This is a genomic window from Acidimicrobiia bacterium, from assembly GCA_040881685.1.
Classification (GTDB): Bacteria; Actinomycetota; Acidimicrobiia; order IMCC26256; family PALSA-555; genus SHVJ01.
Genome location: JBBECS010000036.1, coordinates 186740 through 203974 on the forward strand (window position 1 = coordinate 186740; position 17235 = coordinate 203974).

The 17235-nt window shown below is 70.2% G+C and carries 16 protein-coding genes; 15 read left to right on the plus strand and 1 reads right to left on the minus strand.

Going from position 1 to position 17235, the window contains the following annotated elements; translation table 11 throughout:
* Positions 1-4: 4 nt before the first annotated feature.
* Positions 5-976: an AAA family ATPase gene (locus WEE69_09225; protein MEX1145473.1), complete on the minus strand. Its 972-nt coding sequence runs from the start codon at positions 974-976 to the stop codon at positions 5-7.
* 130 nt (positions 977-1106) lie between these two features.
* Here WEE69_09225 and WEE69_09230 point away from each other — a divergent pair, with 130 nt between their 5' ends.
* The 15 genes from WEE69_09230 to WEE69_09300 all read left to right on the plus strand — a co-directional run bounded on the left by WEE69_09230 (position 1107) and on the right by WEE69_09300 (position 17028).
* Complete coding sequence (locus tag WEE69_09230) at positions 1107-1397, plus strand: hypothetical protein (protein ID MEX1145474.1); 291 nt, start codon at positions 1107-1109, stop codon at positions 1395-1397.
* Between the two features lie 38 nt (positions 1398-1435).
* The gene (locus WEE69_09235; GenBank protein ID MEX1145475.1) at positions 1436-1948 is read left to right on the plus strand and encodes an HNH endonuclease; all 513 of its coding nucleotides are present in this window, start codon (positions 1436-1438) and stop codon (positions 1946-1948) included.
* Between the two features lie 330 nt (positions 1949-2278).
* Positions 2279-2713 carry a division/cell wall cluster transcriptional repressor MraZ gene (gene mraZ / locus WEE69_09240; GenBank protein ID MEX1145476.1) on the plus strand — a complete coding sequence of 145 codons (435 nt, stop codon included), beginning with the start codon at positions 2279-2281 and terminating at the stop codon, positions 2711-2713.
* Between the two features lie 238 nt (positions 2714-2951).
* A complete protein-coding gene (gene rsmH, locus WEE69_09245) occupies positions 2952-3893 on the plus strand; it encodes a 16S rRNA (cytosine(1402)-N(4))-methyltransferase RsmH (GenBank protein MEX1145477.1) in 942 nt (313 codons plus the stop codon).
* A complete protein-coding gene (locus WEE69_09250) occupies positions 3890-4399 on the plus strand; it encodes a hypothetical protein (protein MEX1145478.1) in 510 nt (169 codons plus the stop codon). The genes rsmH and WEE69_09250 overlap by 4 nt, the downstream gene beginning before the upstream one ends.
* A gap of 202 nt (positions 4400-4601) precedes the next feature.
* Positions 4602-6230, plus strand: coding sequence for a penicillin-binding protein 2 (locus tag WEE69_09255; protein MEX1145479.1), 1629 nt, complete (start codon positions 4602-4604; stop codon positions 6228-6230).
* A 76-nt stretch (positions 6231-6306) separates the two neighbouring features.
* Positions 6307-7782, plus strand: coding sequence for a UDP-N-acetylmuramoyl-L-alanyl-D-glutamate--2,6-diaminopimelate ligase (locus WEE69_09260; protein MEX1145480.1), 1476 nt, complete (start codon positions 6307-6309; stop codon positions 7780-7782).
* On the plus strand, positions 7773-9152 hold the full coding sequence (gene murF / locus WEE69_09265) for a UDP-N-acetylmuramoyl-tripeptide--D-alanyl-D-alanine ligase (GenBank protein ID MEX1145481.1): 1380 nt from the start codon (positions 7773-7775) through the stop codon (positions 9150-9152). The genes WEE69_09260 and murF overlap by 10 nt, the downstream gene beginning before the upstream one ends.
* Complete coding sequence (gene mraY / locus WEE69_09270) at positions 9149-10195, plus strand: phospho-N-acetylmuramoyl-pentapeptide-transferase (protein MEX1145482.1); 1047 nt, start codon at positions 9149-9151, stop codon at positions 10193-10195. Before murF ends, mraY begins: the two co-directional genes overlap by 4 nt.
* A gap of 122 nt (positions 10196-10317) precedes the next feature.
* On the plus strand, positions 10318-11688 hold the full coding sequence (gene murD, locus WEE69_09275) for a UDP-N-acetylmuramoyl-L-alanine--D-glutamate ligase (GenBank protein MEX1145483.1): 1371 nt from the start codon (positions 10318-10320) through the stop codon (positions 11686-11688).
* On the plus strand, positions 11685-12794 hold the full coding sequence (gene ftsW / locus WEE69_09280; GenBank protein ID MEX1145484.1) for a putative lipid II flippase FtsW: 1110 nt from the start codon (positions 11685-11687) through the stop codon (positions 12792-12794). Before murD ends, ftsW begins: the two co-directional genes overlap by 4 nt.
* Positions 12791-13900 carry an undecaprenyldiphospho-muramoylpentapeptide beta-N-acetylglucosaminyltransferase gene (gene murG, locus WEE69_09285; GenBank protein MEX1145485.1) on the plus strand — a complete coding sequence of 370 codons (1110 nt, stop codon included), beginning with the start codon at positions 12791-12793 and terminating at the stop codon, positions 13898-13900. Before ftsW ends, murG begins: the two co-directional genes overlap by 4 nt.
* Complete coding sequence (gene murC / locus WEE69_09290; protein MEX1145486.1) at positions 13890-15275, plus strand: UDP-N-acetylmuramate--L-alanine ligase; 1386 nt, start codon at positions 13890-13892, stop codon at positions 15273-15275. Before murG ends, murC begins: the two co-directional genes overlap by 11 nt.
* Positions 15248-16219, plus strand: coding sequence for a UDP-N-acetylmuramate dehydrogenase (gene murB / locus WEE69_09295; protein ID MEX1145487.1), 972 nt, complete (start codon positions 15248-15250; stop codon positions 16217-16219). The genes murC and murB overlap by 28 nt, the downstream gene beginning before the upstream one ends.
* Positions 16220-16350: 131 nt before the next feature.
* Positions 16351-17028, plus strand: a complete 678-nt coding sequence (locus WEE69_09300; protein ID MEX1145488.1) for an FtsQ-type POTRA domain-containing protein — start codon at positions 16351-16353, stop codon at positions 17026-17028.
* Positions 17029-17235: the final 207 nt, after the last annotated feature.

Sequence of the window (17235 nt, forward strand, 5' to 3'; positions counted from 1 at the left end):
GGGTTCAGCCCGACGCGCCGGGCACCGGTACCGACGCGAGGACGGCGCGCACGACCTCGTTGGTCGTGATGCCACGCAGCTCGGCCTCGGGTCCGAGGAGCACGCGGTGCTCGAGGACGGCCGGCGCGAGCGTCTTGATGTCATCGGGGATGACGTACTCGCGGCCTGTGCTCGCAGCGAGCGCCCGCGCCGCGCGTTGGAGCGCGAGCGCGCCGCGTGGCGAGACGCCGAGGACGAGGTCGGAGTGTCGACGCGTCGCCTCTGCGAGATCGACGATGTACGCCTGGAGTGCCGTCGCGACGTGCACGGCGACGATGGCGTCAGCCGCCGCGGCGACTTCGGCCGCTGACGCAACCGGCTCGAGCTGGTCAACCCGCGTGCGTGCCGCGCCCTGGGTCTCGAGGATCGCGACCTCGGCGTCTCGACTCGGGTATCCCATCGGCAAGCGCATGAGGAAGCGGTCGAGCTGTGCCTCGGGCAGCGGGTAGGTGCCTTCGAGCTCCACCGGGTTCTGCGTGGCGATGACCAAGAACGGCCGAGGCAGCGCGTACGTGCGGGAGTCGACCGTCACCTGGTGCTCCTGCATGGACTCGAGTAGGGCCGACTGCGTCTTCGGCGACGCCCGGTTGATCTCGTCGGCGAGCACCACGTGCGCGAACACCGCGCCCGGCCGGAACTCGAACTCGTTGGTCGAGCGGTTCCACACCGACACGCCCACGACATCGGAGGGAAGGAGGTCGGGCGTGAACTGGATGCGGTTGGCAGTCGCGGCGATCGAACGGGCCAGTGCCTTGGCCAAGGACGTCTTGCCAACGCCAGGCACATCCTCGATGAGGAGGTGGCCCTCGGCGAACAGGCACACGAGCGCCAGCCGAATCTGGTCTCGCTTGCCCTGGATGACCTGCTCGACGTTGCGCAGCAGCGCATCGAACAGCGCCGCGACGTCGACGCCGCGGGCGGTTGCAGGTTGCGCCACGTCCACTCTCCTCGTTCCCGCTCTTGGCGCCACGGCGCCGGGCCGCTCGGCCCCGGCTCAGCGGGCGCTCGCCGCTGGTCCGCGTTCGGCTGTGGGCTGCACGCAGGGTACCGGGGCGTACCGTTGGGACGTGCGCAGCACGGGGTCACGTCGATCGTGGGCGCGCGCCGTAGCGGCGGTCGTGGCCCGGCCACCGTTGTGGCCGACGGCCCTCCGGCAGCTGGTGCGGGCGAGTCGGCCGCGGTGGTGGACCCGGCCTCCATTTCTGCCCCAGCCCGACCGCGCCTACCTGCGATTTCGGTTCGAGACCCAGTACGGCAGCGACGGCGCGCCCGCGCCGGGCGACCTCGTGACGTATCTCGAGTGGTGCCGCGGGGAGGAACGGGCGAACACCTCCAGGGCGCGCGCGGCACACCGGTAGACTCCTCGCCAGTCGGGTTCCAGAGGAGGTTCCTCGAGTTGGGGAGAGCGCTGTTGCTCAACGCCAGCTTCGAGCCGCTCTGTGTGGTCTCGGCTCGCCGGGCGGTCGTGCTCGTCCTGAAAGAGAAGGCCGAGATCCTCGAGCGCAACGGCGCGGAGTTCCGCTCCGAGCGGGCGGTGGTGCCGGCGCCTTCGGTGATCCGCCTCGTCCACTTCGTACGAGTCCCGTTCCGCACCCGGGTGCCGCTCTCGCGCCGAGCCGTGTTCGCCCGTGACAGCCACCGCTGCCAGTACTGCAACCGCGGCGCCGAGAACATCGACCATGTCGTGCCTCGGTCCCGCGGCGGCACGCACTCGTGGGAGAACGTCGTCGCGTCATGTCGCGGCTGCAACGCGCGCAAGGAAGACCGCTTCGTGCACGAAGCCGGCCTCCGCCTCCGCCGCGCCCCCCAGGCCCCACACGCCGCCCTCTGGCTGATCGCCACCGTCGGCTCCCTCGACCCCGCCTGGCACGCCTACCTCCCCGAACCCCGCCAGGCCGTCCCGGCGTAAACGGGACGTGGAGGGCAGGCCCTCCCCGTCAGCCCCTCCCACGCGAAGTGTTCCGTGCGGATGGAGTCGAGCGGCGGCAAAGCCACCGCTCGGGCGCGCCAGCTGAACCCGCGTCGCTCGTGCGGCTGCATCGAGGCGGAGCGCGGGTTCCCGCACCCCCGCAGCCGGGAGACCCGGGGAACGCGGGGGACTGGGGTGGCTCGTGGGAACGGATGGGGGACGTGTGGTGGATGGGGGGTTGACCGTGGGGGAAAGTGGTCCTAATGTGCCCTGAAATGGTGGAAAGTGGAGGAAGGCCTCTCGCGGGGGCCCCACTTCCACGAGGGGACCGTGGACGCATTCTTCGGAGAGTTCTCACACTCTCTCGACGACAAGGGACGGCTGATCCTCCCGGCCAAGTTCCGTCCTGCCCTGGAGGGTGGGGCGATGCTGGCTGCCGGGCAGGCGAAGTGTCTCGCCGTCTACACCCACGGCGAGTGGGAAGGCGTCGCCACCCGGACCAAGGAGCTGGCGCGCGAGGGCGGCGAGAAGATGAAGGTCGCCCGATTCATCTTCTCCCGAGCTAGCAGCGTCACCCCCGACACGCAGGGGCGCGTGTTGATTCCGCCCCCGCTTCGTGAGTACGCGGGCCTCGAGCGCGACGTCTACGTGATCGGCAACGCGACACACATCGAGATCTGGGACGCCGAGCTGTGGCGCGAGCAGTGCGCAGAGGGATCCGCGCTGCTTGCAAGCGACAGCACGCTGCCCGGGATCCTGGTCTGACGAGCAACGACAGCCAACCGAAAGGAGCACTCGCGAGCGAGCGCAGCCAACAACGACCCGTACGGGTCTGCTACCAGCCCCCTGGTCGGCGCGGTGAAGCCCCTACTCCGCCCGCTTCCACCGAAGTCGATTCGGGGAGAAATCCGAACGGCACTCGTCCGTCCGGGGGGCTGGTAGCAGACCTGGCGGGTTCCGAGGCGACAGCCCCGCAGCGTCGGTCGGTGGCAGAGGACACGTCATGGGTCATTTCGCACACACATCGGTGATGACCCGAGAGGTGATCGAGCTCCTCGAGCCGGTGCCCGCAGGGTTGGTCGTGGACGCGACCGTCGGGGGCGGCGGACATGCACGAGCCCTCCTGACAGCACGACCCGACCTCCGCCTCCTCGGCCTCGACCGTGACCTCGATGCCGTCACTGCCGCAACCGCGGCGCTGGCGGAGTTCGGGGAGCGGGCCCGGGTGGTGCACGGCGGCTTCGAGAACCTGGCAACGATCGCAAGCGAGGCGAGCGAGGGGATGGTCATGGGAATCCTGTTTGATCTGGGTGTCAGCAGCCCGCAGCTCGATTGGCCCGAACGCGGCTTCTCGTACTGGGGCGAGGCGCCCCTGGACATGAGGATGGACGCCGCACAAGAGCTGACCGCGGCGATGGTGGTCAACGAGTACGCCGAGGCGGATCTTGTCGCGGTGCTCGAGCGGTACGGTGAGGAGAAGTTCGCCCGCCGAATCGCCGCGCAGATCGTGGCGCGGCGGCCGCTCGAGACCACTGCCGACCTCGTTGCGGCGGTGAAGGACGGGATCCCGGCGCGGGCGCGTCGACGCGGTCCTCACCCCGCACGTCGCACATTTCAGGCGTTGCGCATGGAGGTGAACCAGGAGCTGCCGAACCTCGCGTCCGGCCTCGACGAGTCGGTGCACCTCCTCGCGCCTGGCGGCCGCATCCTCGTGCTGGCGTATCACTCGCTCGAGGACCGCATGGTCAAGGAGCGCTTCGCGCGTTGGACAGGTGCGAGCGAGCAGCCTCGCGGGTTCCCGGTCGAGCCGACCCGCAACGCGCTCGTGCGGCTGTTGACGCGCCGACCGCTTCGGCCCGGCCCTGACGAGGTGGCTGCCAACCCGCGCTCGGAGAGCGCACGGCTGCGCGCGGCGGAGAAGGTCGCCGCGACGGTCGAGTCATGACGGCAACCGCAGTCCTCACACGTCCGGCGACCACCCGCGCCCGCAGCGGCGACCGATCGCAGCGCGCGGCCACGGCGGTCGCGTTCCCTTCGACGTGGGGGCCGTGGCGCGCGCCTGCGCCGCGACCGCAGCTGCACGTCGTCCCGGCACGGACACATGCGCGCCGGCGTCGGCGCACGATCGTCGGCGCGTGGGCGGTGGTGCTCACGCTGCTCACGGTCGTCGGATTCCACGCGTTGCTCGCGCAGAGCCAGATCGCCCTCGCCCGCTTGGAAGAGCGCACTGCGGCGGCCGAGCGTCGATACGAGAACGCACGATGGAAGTACGCCCAGGCCGCGTCTCCGGCACAGATCACCGCCCGCGCTCGCGAGCTCGGGATGTTGTCGCCTGGAGGCCCGCCGACCCCGGTCCTGATCGCGGGAGAGGTCCCCGAGGCACCGGACGCGCCCACGACGACGCTGAACGGCTGGACCGACGTGAAGCCGACGCTCGGCGCCAACGGGTGAGCCCAGGACCTTGACGACGCTCCTGCCCGATCGTCGCACTCTCCCTCCGGCACGACCCCCCGTGCCCACGAGGCGGACGCCGGCGGCGCCGGCGGCCGCTCCGCGCGCGCACTCGGCGCGCGAGAGCCGGGCCCGACACCGTGCCGGACGCGCGCGGCGACCGCCTTCGCCGCGTCGGCGACTCCAATGGTTGTTCGTCGCGATGCTGATGATCTTCTCGCTCATCGGTGTGCGCCTGGTGGACCTCCAGGCGCACGACGGCCAGCACTATCAGCAGCTCGGTCTCGACCAGCGTGTTCACAGTGTGACGCTGGCGGCGGAGCGAGGCAGCATCTTCGACCGCAACGGGAACGACCTCGCGCTGTCGGTCTCTCGCTCGAGCATCTGGGCCGACCCTCGCATGATCGACGACGCGCCGGGCTACGCGGCGCGGCTCGCCCCGTTGGTCGGCGTGGACGCCGCGACCCTCGAGGGGCGCTTTGTGCAGAAGAACCTCGGGTTCGTGTACATCGCCCGTCAAGTGGAGCCGGAGGTGGAGCGTCAGGTGCGTGCGCTCGACCTGCCCGGGGTCGGCTTCGTGCCCGAATCCAAGCGCTACTACCCGGCTTCGCCGCTGGCGGCGCCGCTGCTCGGATGGGTGGGGATCGACAACAACGGCCTCGGCGGGCTCGAGGTCGGAGCCGAGTCGGTGCTGGCCGGGAAGGCCGGGCACATGAGGGTCGAGCAGGACGCTCGCGGGCGCAACCTGCCTGATGGCGAGCGCCGAGTACGTCCGGCTGAGCGTGGGTCCGACCTCGTGCTCACCATCGACGAGTCGTTGCAATTCGAAGCCGAGCGCGTGCTCACCGAAGAGGTCGATCTCGCGCGGGCCAAGGGTGGCACGGTCGTCATCGCAGACGTGCGCACCGGCGACATCCTTGCGATGGCATCGGTCGACGGTGCGATCACCGACGTGCCGGCACATCCCGCGTACGCGGGTTCGAACAACCGTCCGCTCACCGACGTGTTCGAGCCGGGGTCGACGGCCAAGGTCGTCACGATCGCCGCGGCGCTCGAAGCCGGGCTGATCAGCCCGAGCACCGTGCTCGAGGTGCCTTCTCGGATCGAGGTCGATGGCGAGGAGTACGCCGACGTGAAGAGCCATCCGACCGCGATGACCGTCGCCGACATCGTGCGCGAGTCGTCGAACGTGGGGACGATCCTCATCGCACGCACCCTCGGCGAGGAGCGCTTCGACGCCGCGCTGCGGTCCTTCGGCTTCGGCTCGTCGACTGGTCTCGGGTTCCCTGGCGAAGCGTCGGGGATCTTGCTGCCGCTCGACGAATACAACGCGACGAGTCTGGCGTCGATGCCGATCGGCAGCGGCATCGCCGTGACCGCGATGCAGATGCTCGATGTGTACCTGACGATCGCCAACGACGGTGTGGCGCGCACCCCGCGCCTGATCGCGGCCGCCATCGACGCGGACGGCGAGCGGCACGAGGCGAAGCTCGGTGACACCCGCCGCGTGGTCTCGGTGGAGACCGCACGGGCCATGCAGGTGCTGCTCGAAGCGGTCGTCGCTGGGGGGACCGGCACCAAGGCCCAGATCGTCGGATACAAGGTGGCGGGCAAGACGGGGACGGCGCGCAAGCCGCCCTATGACACACCGCCGTACAAGTACGTCGCTTCGTTCGCCGGATTCGCGCCCGCCGACTCACCGCACCTCGCGGCCATCGTCGTCCTCGACGAGCCGAGCAACAACTACAGCGGTGGTCAGGTCGCGGCGCCGGTGTTCGCACGAATCATGCAGCACGCGCTCGCGGTCGAGCATGTGCCGGCGTCGGCCTGATGACCGTGGGGGGGCGTGAGAGGTGGGCCGGTACCCTGACCTCGGTTGCGGACGCAAGGGGGAAAGGACCGCGCGCGTGCACCTGAAGGAGCTCCTGGACGGCGTCGAGGTGCTCGCGCTGCGAGGTGATCCGGGCGTGGACGTCCACTCGCTCACGCACGACAGTCGCCAGGTTCGCCCCGGCGCATGCTTCGCGTGCGTGATCGGAGCGACGACGGACGGCCACGCGCATGCCCCGGCGGCGGTCGCAGCCGGCGCGGTGGCCTTGCTGGTCGAGCGCGAGCTCGACCTGGGCGTCGCTGAGGCCGAGGTTCCCAACGTGCGGCGAGCGCTCGGTCCTGCCGCGGCGCGCTTGCACGGGTTCCCGTCGCAGGCGATGCGCTGCTTGGGTGTCACCGGCACGAACGGCAAGACGACGACGACGTATCTGCTGGAGGCGATCGCCCGTGCCTCCGGTGAACGGGTCGGCCTGGTCGGTACGACCGGCGCCCGAGTGGATGGCACGTCCGTGCCGCTCGCGCACACCACTCCGGAGGCGACGGAGCTCCAAGAGCTGCTCGGTCAGATGCGTGATGCGGGCGTGACCACCGTGGCGATGGAGGTGTCGTCGCATGCGCTCGATCAGCACCGCATCGACGGCACTTGGTTCGCCGCGGTTGGCTTCACGAACCTGACGCACGAGCACCTCGACTACCACGGCACACTCGAGGCGTACTTCGAAGCCAAGGCCAGCCTGTTCCGGCGCGATCACGCCGCGGCCGCGGCCGTCGGCCTGGACGACCCGCACGGTCGTGATCTCTTGGAGCGCGTACGCGCTGAAGAACTACCCGTCGTCACGTTCGCGCTCGATGCGACGGATGCCGACCTCACTGCCGAGGCAATCGAGCCCGATGGCGCGCGCGTTCGATTCCTGCTGCGCGACCGGCGATCCGACGAGGCCGTGCCGATCGATCTCCCGCTACTCGCGCGCTTCAACATCGCCAACGCCCTCGCGGCCGCGGCAGTGGCGCGCGCCGGGGGGTTCGAGCTCGCAAGCGTTGCCCAGGGTCTCTCGACCGACATCGTCGTACCCGGGCGGTTCGAGCAGGTGGATGTCGGCCAGCCCTTCCGCGTGCTGGTCGACTATGCCCACACGCCCGACGCGCTCACGACCGCGCTCGCGGCAGGCCGGTCGCTTGCCGGCTCCAATCGAGTGATTGTGGTCTTCGGGTGCGGCGGCGACCGGGACCGCGACAAGCGGCCGCTCATGGGACACGTCGCAGCTGCCGGCGCGGACCTCGCCGTGCTCACGTCGGACAATCCGCGCGGGGAAGACCCGGCCGCGATCGCTGACGATGTGCTCGAAGGTCTCCGAGTCGGCCCCGCCGACGTGCGTGTCGAGCTCGACCGCGGGGTTGCGATCAACCTCGCGCTTCACTCCGCCGAGGCCGGCGACGTCGTGGTGGTCGCAGGCAAAGGCCACGAGGCCGAGCAGACGGCCGCGGGTGTGGCGACGCCGTTCGACGATCGCGCTGTGGTCCGTCACGAGCTCGAGGCAATGTCGTGGACCTGACCGCGCACGAGCTCGCGGCGGCAACCGGCGGCGAGATCGTGGCCGGCTCGGCCGACGCCACGGTGACGTCGGTGACGATCGACTCGCGCCGATTGAGTCCAGGAGCCCTCTTCGTCGCACTCAAAGACGCGCGCGACGGCCATGAGTTCCTCGACGCCGCCTTCGCGGGCGGTGCGACCGTCGCGCTGGTCGATCGTGACGTCCGGGTGTCCGCGGGCGCGACCGTCGTCAAGGTCGACGACACGATGGTCGGTTTGACCGCCCTTGCCGGTGCGGCCCGCGCTCGGATCCCCGACGCGGTCGTGGTCGGAATCACGGGTTCGGCGGGCAAGACGGCCACGAAAGATCTCACCGCCGCAGCGCTCGCTAGTTCTCATCGCGTCCATGCGAGTCCGGCGTCGTTCAACAACGAGGCCGGCGTGCCGCTGACACTGCTTGGTGCACCGCCGGACGTCGAAGTTGTGGTCACAGAGATGGGAGCTCGGTTCCCCGGCAACATCGAGCACCTGGCCGCGATGGCGCAGCCGCAAGTCGGCGTGATCACGCACATCGGACTGGCACACGCCGAGCATCTCGACGGGAGAGCCGGCATCGCCGAAGTCAAAGGCGAGCTGTTGGATGCCTTGCCGGTCGATGGCTTCGCCGTCCTGAACGCCGACTGCGATGCCAGCGTCGCGTTGGCCCGGCGCACGCAGGCCCGCGTCGTGCGCGTTGGGCGCGCACCAGCGAGCGATGTGCGCATCACGTCGGTTCAGCTCGACGACGAGCTCCGCCCCCGATTCTCCCTCGAAACGGGCTGGGGCACCGCTGACGTGATGCTCGCGCTGCGCGGCGAGCACCAGGTCGAGAACGCGGCGCAAGCCGCCACGGTCGCGCTCGAGCTCGGAGCGCCCCTGGAAGCCGTCGTGTCGGGGCTCGCCGGAGCGCAGACGGTGAACCAGCGCATGGAGCTGGTGCGCACGAGTCAGGGCGTGCTCGTCATCAACGACGCGTACAACTCGAGTCCGACGTCGGCCGCGGCCGCGGTGCGCTCGCTCGCAGCTCTCGACGTGCCCGGTCGGCGCGTGGCGGTGCTCGGCGAGATGCTCGAGCTCGGCACCGAATCCGACCACGAGCACATGGCCCTCGGCGCGCTTGCCGCCGAGATGGGGATCGATGCGGTCGTCGCCGTCGGCCGCCCGGCCCCGCAGATTGCTGCCGGAGCGCGGGGTGGTCGGGTCATCGTGACGACCGTCGCCGATCCCGTCGAAGCGTCTGCATTCGTGGCAGGCGAGGTGCACGCAGGTGACGCAGTGCTCGTCAAGGCGAGCCGGGCGATCGGGCTCGAGCGCGTCGCCGACGACCTCGTGCACGGCGAGCGCGTCCGATGATCGCCCTCCTCATCGCAGTCGGTGTCTCGTTCGGTACCGCGGTGTTCGGAACGCCAATGCTCATCCGAGTGCTGCGCAGTCGCGGGATCGGTCAGCTCATCCGTGACGATGGCCCGTTCACGCATCCGCACGCGGGCAAGGCCGGCACCCCCACGATGGGCGGCATCGCGATCGTCGTCGGGGCGTTGTTCGGCTACGCGGCCGCCCACATCCGTGGCGAGGAGCTGAAGTTCGCGCGCACCGGCCTGACGCTGATGGGTCTGGTCGTTGGCATCGCGCTCGTCGGGTTCGTCGACGACTACCTCGCCGTGCGTAGGGGCCGGAACCTCGGCTTGCGAAAGAGCGGCAAGACGGCTGGCGAGCTGCTCGTCGCCAGCGGCTTCTCGCTGCTCGCTCTCAACTGGGTGATGGCGTCCACGAACCTCTCGTTCACGCGCCCGATCGATCTCAACCTGGGCTCGACCGCTTGGTTCTTCTTCGCGGTGTTCGTCATCGTCAGCACGTGCAATGCCGTGAACCTGACCGACGGACTCGACGGACTGGCAGCCGGCGCCGCGACGCTCACGTTCGGCGCGTTCATGATCATCTGCTTCTGGCAGTTCCGCCACGTCGGCATCTACAACGTCGAGCGCGCGTCCACGATCGACATCGCGGTGGTCGCGGCCGCGCTTACGGGTGCGTGCGGCGGCTTTCTGTGGTGGAACGCCGCGCCGGCGCGCATCTTCATGGGCGACACCGGCTCGCTCGCGATCGGCGGTGGGATAGCTGGTCTCGCTCTGCTGTCGAACGTCGTCTTGCTCTTGCCGATCCTGGGTGGCCTCTACGTGATCGAGACCCTGAGCGTGATCGCCCAGGTGATCTCGTTCCGCGGTTTCCACAAGCGCGTGCTGCGGATGGCACCGATCCACCATCACTTCGAAGTCGTTGGTTGGCCCGAGTTCACCGTGATCGTGCGCTTTTGGTTGTTCGCCGGCGTGTGCGTGGCGCTCGCCCTCGGCCTGTTCTACGCCGACTTCATCAACATTCCGGGAGCGATCGACTGATGGAGATGCAGCGCAGGCGTAGCCGAGGAACGGAGCGAAGTCGTGCTCGGACGAGCGGGACGGCGCAGTGGAGCGACCCACAAGGCCGAGCCGGGACGCCGGAGCGGAATCGACCCGAGGGGATGGCCGAGGTAGTGGTTGTCGGGCTTGCGGTGACGGGGGATGCGCTCGTGCGCTTCCTGACCGGGCGTGGCGACGAAGTCACCGTGATCGAGGACTCGCCCGGGTCGGGACCGGAGTACGCAGCACGGGTACAGCAGGCGCGGTCCATGGGTGCCGACGTCGTGGAGCGTCCCGGCGCGGCGCGGACCAGCGCCCTCGCGGCCTCGGTCGATCTCGTGGTGCCGAGCCCTGGGGTACCGGATCGCCATCCCGCGGTGGTCGGCGCGCGGCGTGGCGGCGTGGCGGTTCGCTCGGAGATCGATCTCGCGGCTGAGGTCGCGGCGGGGCGCGGCGGCCCGGATCTCGTGGCCGTCACGGGAACGAACGGCAAGACGACCGTCACGACGCTGACGGCATCGATGCTCGCGGCGGCCGGCGTGCGTGCGGCCGCGGCAGGCAACATCGGCCGACCTCTGCTGGAGGCGGTCATGGACGACGTCGACGTGGTCGTGGCCGAGGTGTCGTCCTTCCAGCTCGCGTTCACCACGCCGGTCTTTCGGCCGCGCGCCGCGACCTTGCTGAACCTGGGTGCGGATCACCTCGACTGGCACCGCACGTTCGATGCCTATGCGCACGCCAAGCTCAACGTGTTCGTGCATCAAGGCGACGACGACCTCCTTGTCTTCAACGCCGATGACCCGGTGGTAGCCGGGCTCGCCTCGGGCGCGCGAGGCCGACGGGTGCCGTTCTCCGTCGCGTCCGGAGCCGCGACCGGTTACCGGGTCATTGACACCGCGGACGGCTCGATGCTCGTGACCGATCGAGATGATGAGCTGATCGCGCTCGAAGCGCTTCCTCGGCGTTCGTTGCCCGACGTGGCCAACGCACTCGCCGCCGCCGCGCTCGCGCTCGATCTCGGTGTCTCGATCGAAGCCGTCCGAGGCACGCTCACGACGTTCAACGGCCTCGCACACCGCATGCAGCCGGTGACCGAGCATGCGGGTGTCCGATACATCGATGACTCGAAGGCGACGAACGTTCACGCGACGCTCGCCGCCGTCCGTGACCTCGACCGGGTCATCCTCCTCGCGGGCGGGCGCAACAAGGGCCTCGACCTCGGTGAGCTGCGCGCGCTCGCGCCGCGGCTTCGCGCAGTGGTCGCGATCGGGGAAGCGGCACCGGAGGTGGCAGAAGCGTTTGCGGATGCCGTGCAGGTGGTCGTGGCGGACTCGATGCGCGATGCCGTGCGGGCCGCGCGTGACCTGGCCGAGTCGGGGGACACGGTGTTGCTCTCTCCTGCGTGCGCGTCGTTCGACTGGTATTCCTCGTACTCGGCTCGCGGCGACGACTTCGCCCGTGAGGTGCGAGGCCTCGTGGAGGTGGACGGATGACGGCTCCCCGCACCGCCGCCCGTCCGGGCACGTACGTGATGCTCGTGGCGACGATCGCCGTCCTGAACGTCGTCGGCGTCGTCATGGTGCTGTCCGCGTCCTCCGTGTTCTCGCTCGAGAGCCATGGCTCGGCCTGGTACACGTTCACGCGCCAGGTCGCGTGGACGTTGCTGGGCGTGATCGGCTTCGCCGTCACTCTGCGGATCGACTACCGGCGCTGGCGTCGGGTGGTCGAGCCGCTGCTCGTCGTCACGGGCGTAATGCTCGTACTGGTCCTCGTGCCGCCGTTCGGTCTCGAGGTGGCCGGCGCGCGCCGCTGGTTGGGTGTCGCGGGGTGGAGCGTGCAGCCCAGCGAGCTCGCCAAGCTCGCCCTCGTGCTGTTCGCGGCCGAAATCCTCACGCGTCGCGAGCACGAGGTGCTCGAGTGGCGGCGAGTGCTCCGACCGGTGCTGTTCGTGCTCGGCGGCTTCGCCGTGCTGGTATGCATGGAGCCCGACCTGGACTCGGCGCTCCTCATCGCCCTCATCGTGGGGACCGTTCTGATGGTGGGTGGCGTCCGAATCGCGCACCTGGCTGCGGTGGGCGGCACCGGCGCCGCTGCCGCGGCGGTCTTCACGCTGTCGACCGGTTACCGACGCGACCGCCTCCTCACCTTCCTGAACCCCGCGGCCGACGCGGCCAACACCGGGTACCAGGCCACCCAGAGCTTCATCGCACTGGGCAGCGGGGGAATCAGCGGGGTGGGGCTCGGGGCCGGGCGCGCCAAGTGGCTCTTCCTTCCCAACGCGCACACCGACTTCATCTTTGCCGTCATCGGTGAAGAGCTGGGGTTGATTGGCACCTTCATCGTGCTCGTGCTGTTCATCGCCTTCGTCATGCTCGGAACAATCACTGCGATGCGGGCGCCCGATCGGTTCGGGACGCTCCTTGCCGCAGGGATCACGGTGTGGATCGGCGCGCAAGCCGCGGTGAACATGGGCGGGGTCGTCGGCTTGATGCCCGCATCGAGCGTGCCGCTGCCCTTCGTGTCCTTCGGTGGTTCGGCGCTCGTCGTGACGATGGTGGGCGCGGGGATCCTGGCCAACGTGGCTCGGCAATCGCGATGACCACGAAGGATGCACCCGTGTTCGCGCTCGTGACCGGCGGTGGCACCGGTGGTCACGTGTACCCGGCGATCGCGGTGGCGCAGGAGCTTGTTCGGCGCGGCCACCCGAAAGAGAGCGTCTACTTCGTCGGCGCGCAACGGGGCCTGGAGGCCACCGCGGTGCCTGCCGCCGGCTTCACGATCGATCTTCTCCCCGGTCGCGGCATCCGACGCAGCCTGCGTCCTGCTGCGCTGCGGGACAACGTGAGTGCCCTCTTCGGCGCGTGCCGGGCGTTCACGAAGGCGTTCCGGCTCGTGGGTCGGGTACGACCGCGGGTCGTCTTCGGCGTCGGCGGCTTCGCATCCCTGCCCTGTGTGGTCGCGGCGCGATTGCGACGGGTCCCGGCGGTGGTGCACGAGCAGAACGCAGCACCCGGCCTCGCGAACAGGATCGGCGTTCGTCTCGGCGCGCGCCCTGCGGTTTCGATTCCGGGGACGCGCTTGCGGGGAGCGGTCGTCACCGGCAATCCGATTCGACCGGAGATCTCCGCCGTCACCCGAGCGCTGGCTGCGCCACCGCTGGTCGCGGTGTTCGGCGGCAGCCTCGGCGCGCAGCGGCTCAACGACTCGGCCGTGGCCCTCGCTGCCCTCTGGCGTGACCGCGATGACATCGAGGTGCTGCTCGTCACAGGGCGGCGCGATCATGAGCGGTCCTCGGCGCGGCTCCGCGCGGTCCGTGGCCCGGAGGACCGCCTGCCCTTCCAGGTCGTGGCGTACGAAGAGCACATGGAGGGCGTGTACGCACGCTCGGCATTGGTCGTGAGTCGGGCCGGTGCGGTCACGGTCGCGGAGCTGGCAGCCACCGGCACGCCGGCGCTGCTGGTGCCGTTGCCCGGCGCGCCCCACGACCATCAGACGCGAAATGCCGAGACCCTGGTCGCGGCAGGGGCCGCGGTGCTGGTGCCCGACGGCGAGCTCGACGGTGTTCGCCTCGCGGCAGCGGTCGACGAGCTGCTCGTCGACCAGGGACAGCTCGCTGCGATGTCGTCGGCCGCGCGATCGCTCGCGCGCCCTGATGCTGCGCAGAGAGTCGCTGATCTCGTGGAAGAAGTCGCCCGTGCCGCCTGACCTCGACCTCTCGAATGCGCGTGCCCTCCACATCATCGGAGTTGGTGGCGCCGGCATGAGCGCGATCGCCGCTGTCCTTGCGCGCATGGGGCACCGCGTGAGCGGGTCCGACCTCAAGGAGTCCGCGCGCACCGAGCGGTTGCGCGCGATGGGCGTCGATGTCGCTCTCGGCCACGACGGTTCGAACCTTCCCGCGGCGCTCGACGCCGTCGTGGTCTCGACCGCAGTGCCGCCGACGAATCCCGAAGTCGTCGCCGCGCTGGAGCGTGAGATCCCGGTCCTCCGACGGGCCCAGGCGCTGGGGGCGATCGTCGCAACTCGGCGAGGCATCGCGGTCGCCGGTAGCCACGGAAAGACCACGACATCGTCGATGCTGACCCTGTGCCTGCGCGCCGCCGGTTGGCACCCGAGCTTCCTCATCGGGGGAGACCTCAACGAGGTCGGGACGAACGCGGCGTACGACACGGGTGAGTGGCTCGTGGTCGAGGCCGATGAGAGCGACGGCACGTTCCTCGAGCTCGAACCGGAGGCGGGCATCATCACGAACGTCGAGGCCGACCACCTCGACCATTACGGCGACTTCCCGCACCTCGTCGCTGCGTTCGCGAGCTTCCTCGAGCGAGTGCCGGGTCCGCGGGTGGTGTCGGCCGACGATGCGGTAGCCCGCGACATCGGTTCTGCGCATCCGGGCGTCCTCACCTTCGGGACGGCCGAAGACGCTGACTACCGCATCCAGCGTTACGTGGGGGAGCGTGCCGGCAGCACGTTCGATCTTGCGCGGGACGGCCACGTGATCGGCACGATCGAGTTGCCGGTGCCCGGTGCCCACAACGCGTCCAACGCGACGGCGGCCGCAGCGCTGGCGTTGGAGGTAGGGGTTCCGTTTGACGCGGTGCGTTCCGCGCTCGCGGGCTTCGGTGGCGTCGCCCGTCGTTTCCAGTTCCGTGGCGAGGTCGCCGGCGTCACGCTCGTCGATGACTATGCGCACATCCCCGGCGAGGTGACCGCGATGGTGCGAGCCGCCCGCGAGGGCGACTGGAAACGAGTTGTCGTGATCTTCCAGCCTCACCGGTTCACTCGCACTGCGCGTCTGTGGCGCGACTTCGCCGACGCGTTCGTGAACGCCGACGCCGTGGTGCTCACCGACGTGTACGGGGCCGGCGAGGTACCGCAGCCCGGTGTGTCGGGTCGGCTGCTCGTTCGCTCGGTCCTCGACGCGCACCCAGAGCTCCCGGTCACATACCTGCCCCGCCACGCGGATGTCGTCAAGCACGCACTTCACCTCGCGCGTCCTGGTGACGTGTTGCTCACGCTCGGCGCGGGAGACATCACGACCGTCCTCGACGAATGGCTGGGCTCCGAGGTGGTGTCGTGACGCTCGCGGAGATCGCGGATGCGCTCGAGGCGCGCGTGCCCGGCGGCGTCACCCGCGACGCGCGCATTGCCGAGTTCACCACGTACCGAGTGGGCGGCCCGGCCGCGGTGCTCGTCCGGGTGGCGAACGAGGCCGCCCTGCGGGAGGTAGCGGCCGTGCTTGCATGCCCGCAGCCGCCGGTGCTCATCATCGGGCGCGGCTCGAACCTGTTGGTCGCAGAGGCCGGGTTCCCCGGTGTCGGGTTGGTGCTCGATGGGGCGTTCGAGGAGGTCAACGTCGACGCCCAGTCGGGACTCGTGCGCGCCGGGGGAGCAACCGCGCTGCCCGTGCTCGCTCGCCGGGCCGCTGCGGCGGGTGTGGGCGGCCTGGAGTTCTTCGTCGGCATCCCCGGCTCGGTCGGGGGCGCGGTGAAGATGAACGCAGGCGGCCACGGCCGCGAGACGAGCGACGTGCTCGTGCGCGTCTGGCTCTTCGACGTGTTCGGTGCTCCCGACGCACCGATCGGTGAGCGAGCCGCGAGCGACCTTGCCCTGGCATACCGGCATTCGAACGTTGGGCCCGCCCACGTCGTGGTGAGTGCCGAGGTCGTCGGTGAGCCTGATGACGTCGCGAGCTGCGAGGCGCGCATCGCCGAGATCGTCCGCTGGCGGCGTGAGCACCAACCGGGTGGGTCGAACGCCGGATCGATCTTCCAGAACCCACCGAACGACTCCGCCGGGCGGCTGATCGACGCCGCCGGCCTCAAGGGGCTACGCGTCGGCGGTGCCTTCGTGTCGCCGAAGCACGCCAACTTCTTCCAAGCCGAGCCGGGAGCGACGGCCGACGACGTGGCTCAGCTGGTGGAGACCGTGCGCGAACGCGTGGCCGCGACCATGGGCGTCGCGCTCGTCCCCGAGCTGCGGATGGTCGGGTTCCCTCACCGAGACCAGGAGGACGACGGATGACCACCAACGCACCACCGCGACCGCGCAGGATGCCGCGTCGGACCGCGCCGCCGCGCTCCCGACCCCATCCGCGCCCGAGACCACGGCCGCGTCCAGCGATGGAGCCGCGACTTCGGGACAGACGTGTCGCTGTGATCCGTGAGGCGGGCCGAAGGCGCCTGCGTCGACTCCTCTGGGTGCTCGGCGCGGTGGCCGTTGCTGCCGCGGCAACCGGCGCGGTGCTGTCGCCGATCCTCGATGTCAACCAGATTGCAGTCGTGGGGGTCGACGGCGCCCACGGCCCCGAAGTCCGCGCCGCGGCCGGGGTCGCGCGCGGCGCACCGTTGATGCTCGTCGATACCGGAGCCGCCACTGAGCGCATCGAGAACTTGGCCTGGGTCGACGAGGCTCGGGTGAGCCGTCAGCTGCCCGGCACGTTGCGGGTCGAGATCACGCCGCGGTTCCCCGTCGCGTGGCGACCCGGCGATCCCGGCGAGGTGGAGCTGATCGATCGGCGGGGTGTCGCGGTCACGACCGCGCCGGCGCCTCCGGCCGGGCTGCCCCAGCTGCAGGCCGAGGGGCCTGACGTGCCGATCGGCGCACGCATCGCGAGCGCACTCGGCAGCGCGCTGGCGCCCCAGGTGGCGACCCTCGTGGTCGCCGGTGGCCACGGGCGGCTGCTCCTCGTCACCGGACCCGAGGTGCGTCTGGGCGAGGCCAGCGACCTCGCGGGGAAGGTGCGGGCCGCGGCCGCCGTCCTCGACGCTCTGAACGGCTTGAACGTCAACTACATCGATGTGCGGGTGCCCAGCGCGCCCGCCACCGGCTGAAGGACAGGGAAGCGTGGAGACCATGGAACCCGACGGGGCTAAGGTGGAAGCCGGCTCGACGCCGGTGCCGCACCCCGTGGCCGCCGACTCGGAGCCAACGGATCGCCCTCCCCCTGCCCTCGCGGCCGCCCCGGGCCCGGAGGCTCCCGAGCCCGAGATCCCTCGGATCGAGGCGCCGGGCGGCGACAATGGTGGAGTCGGCTCTCC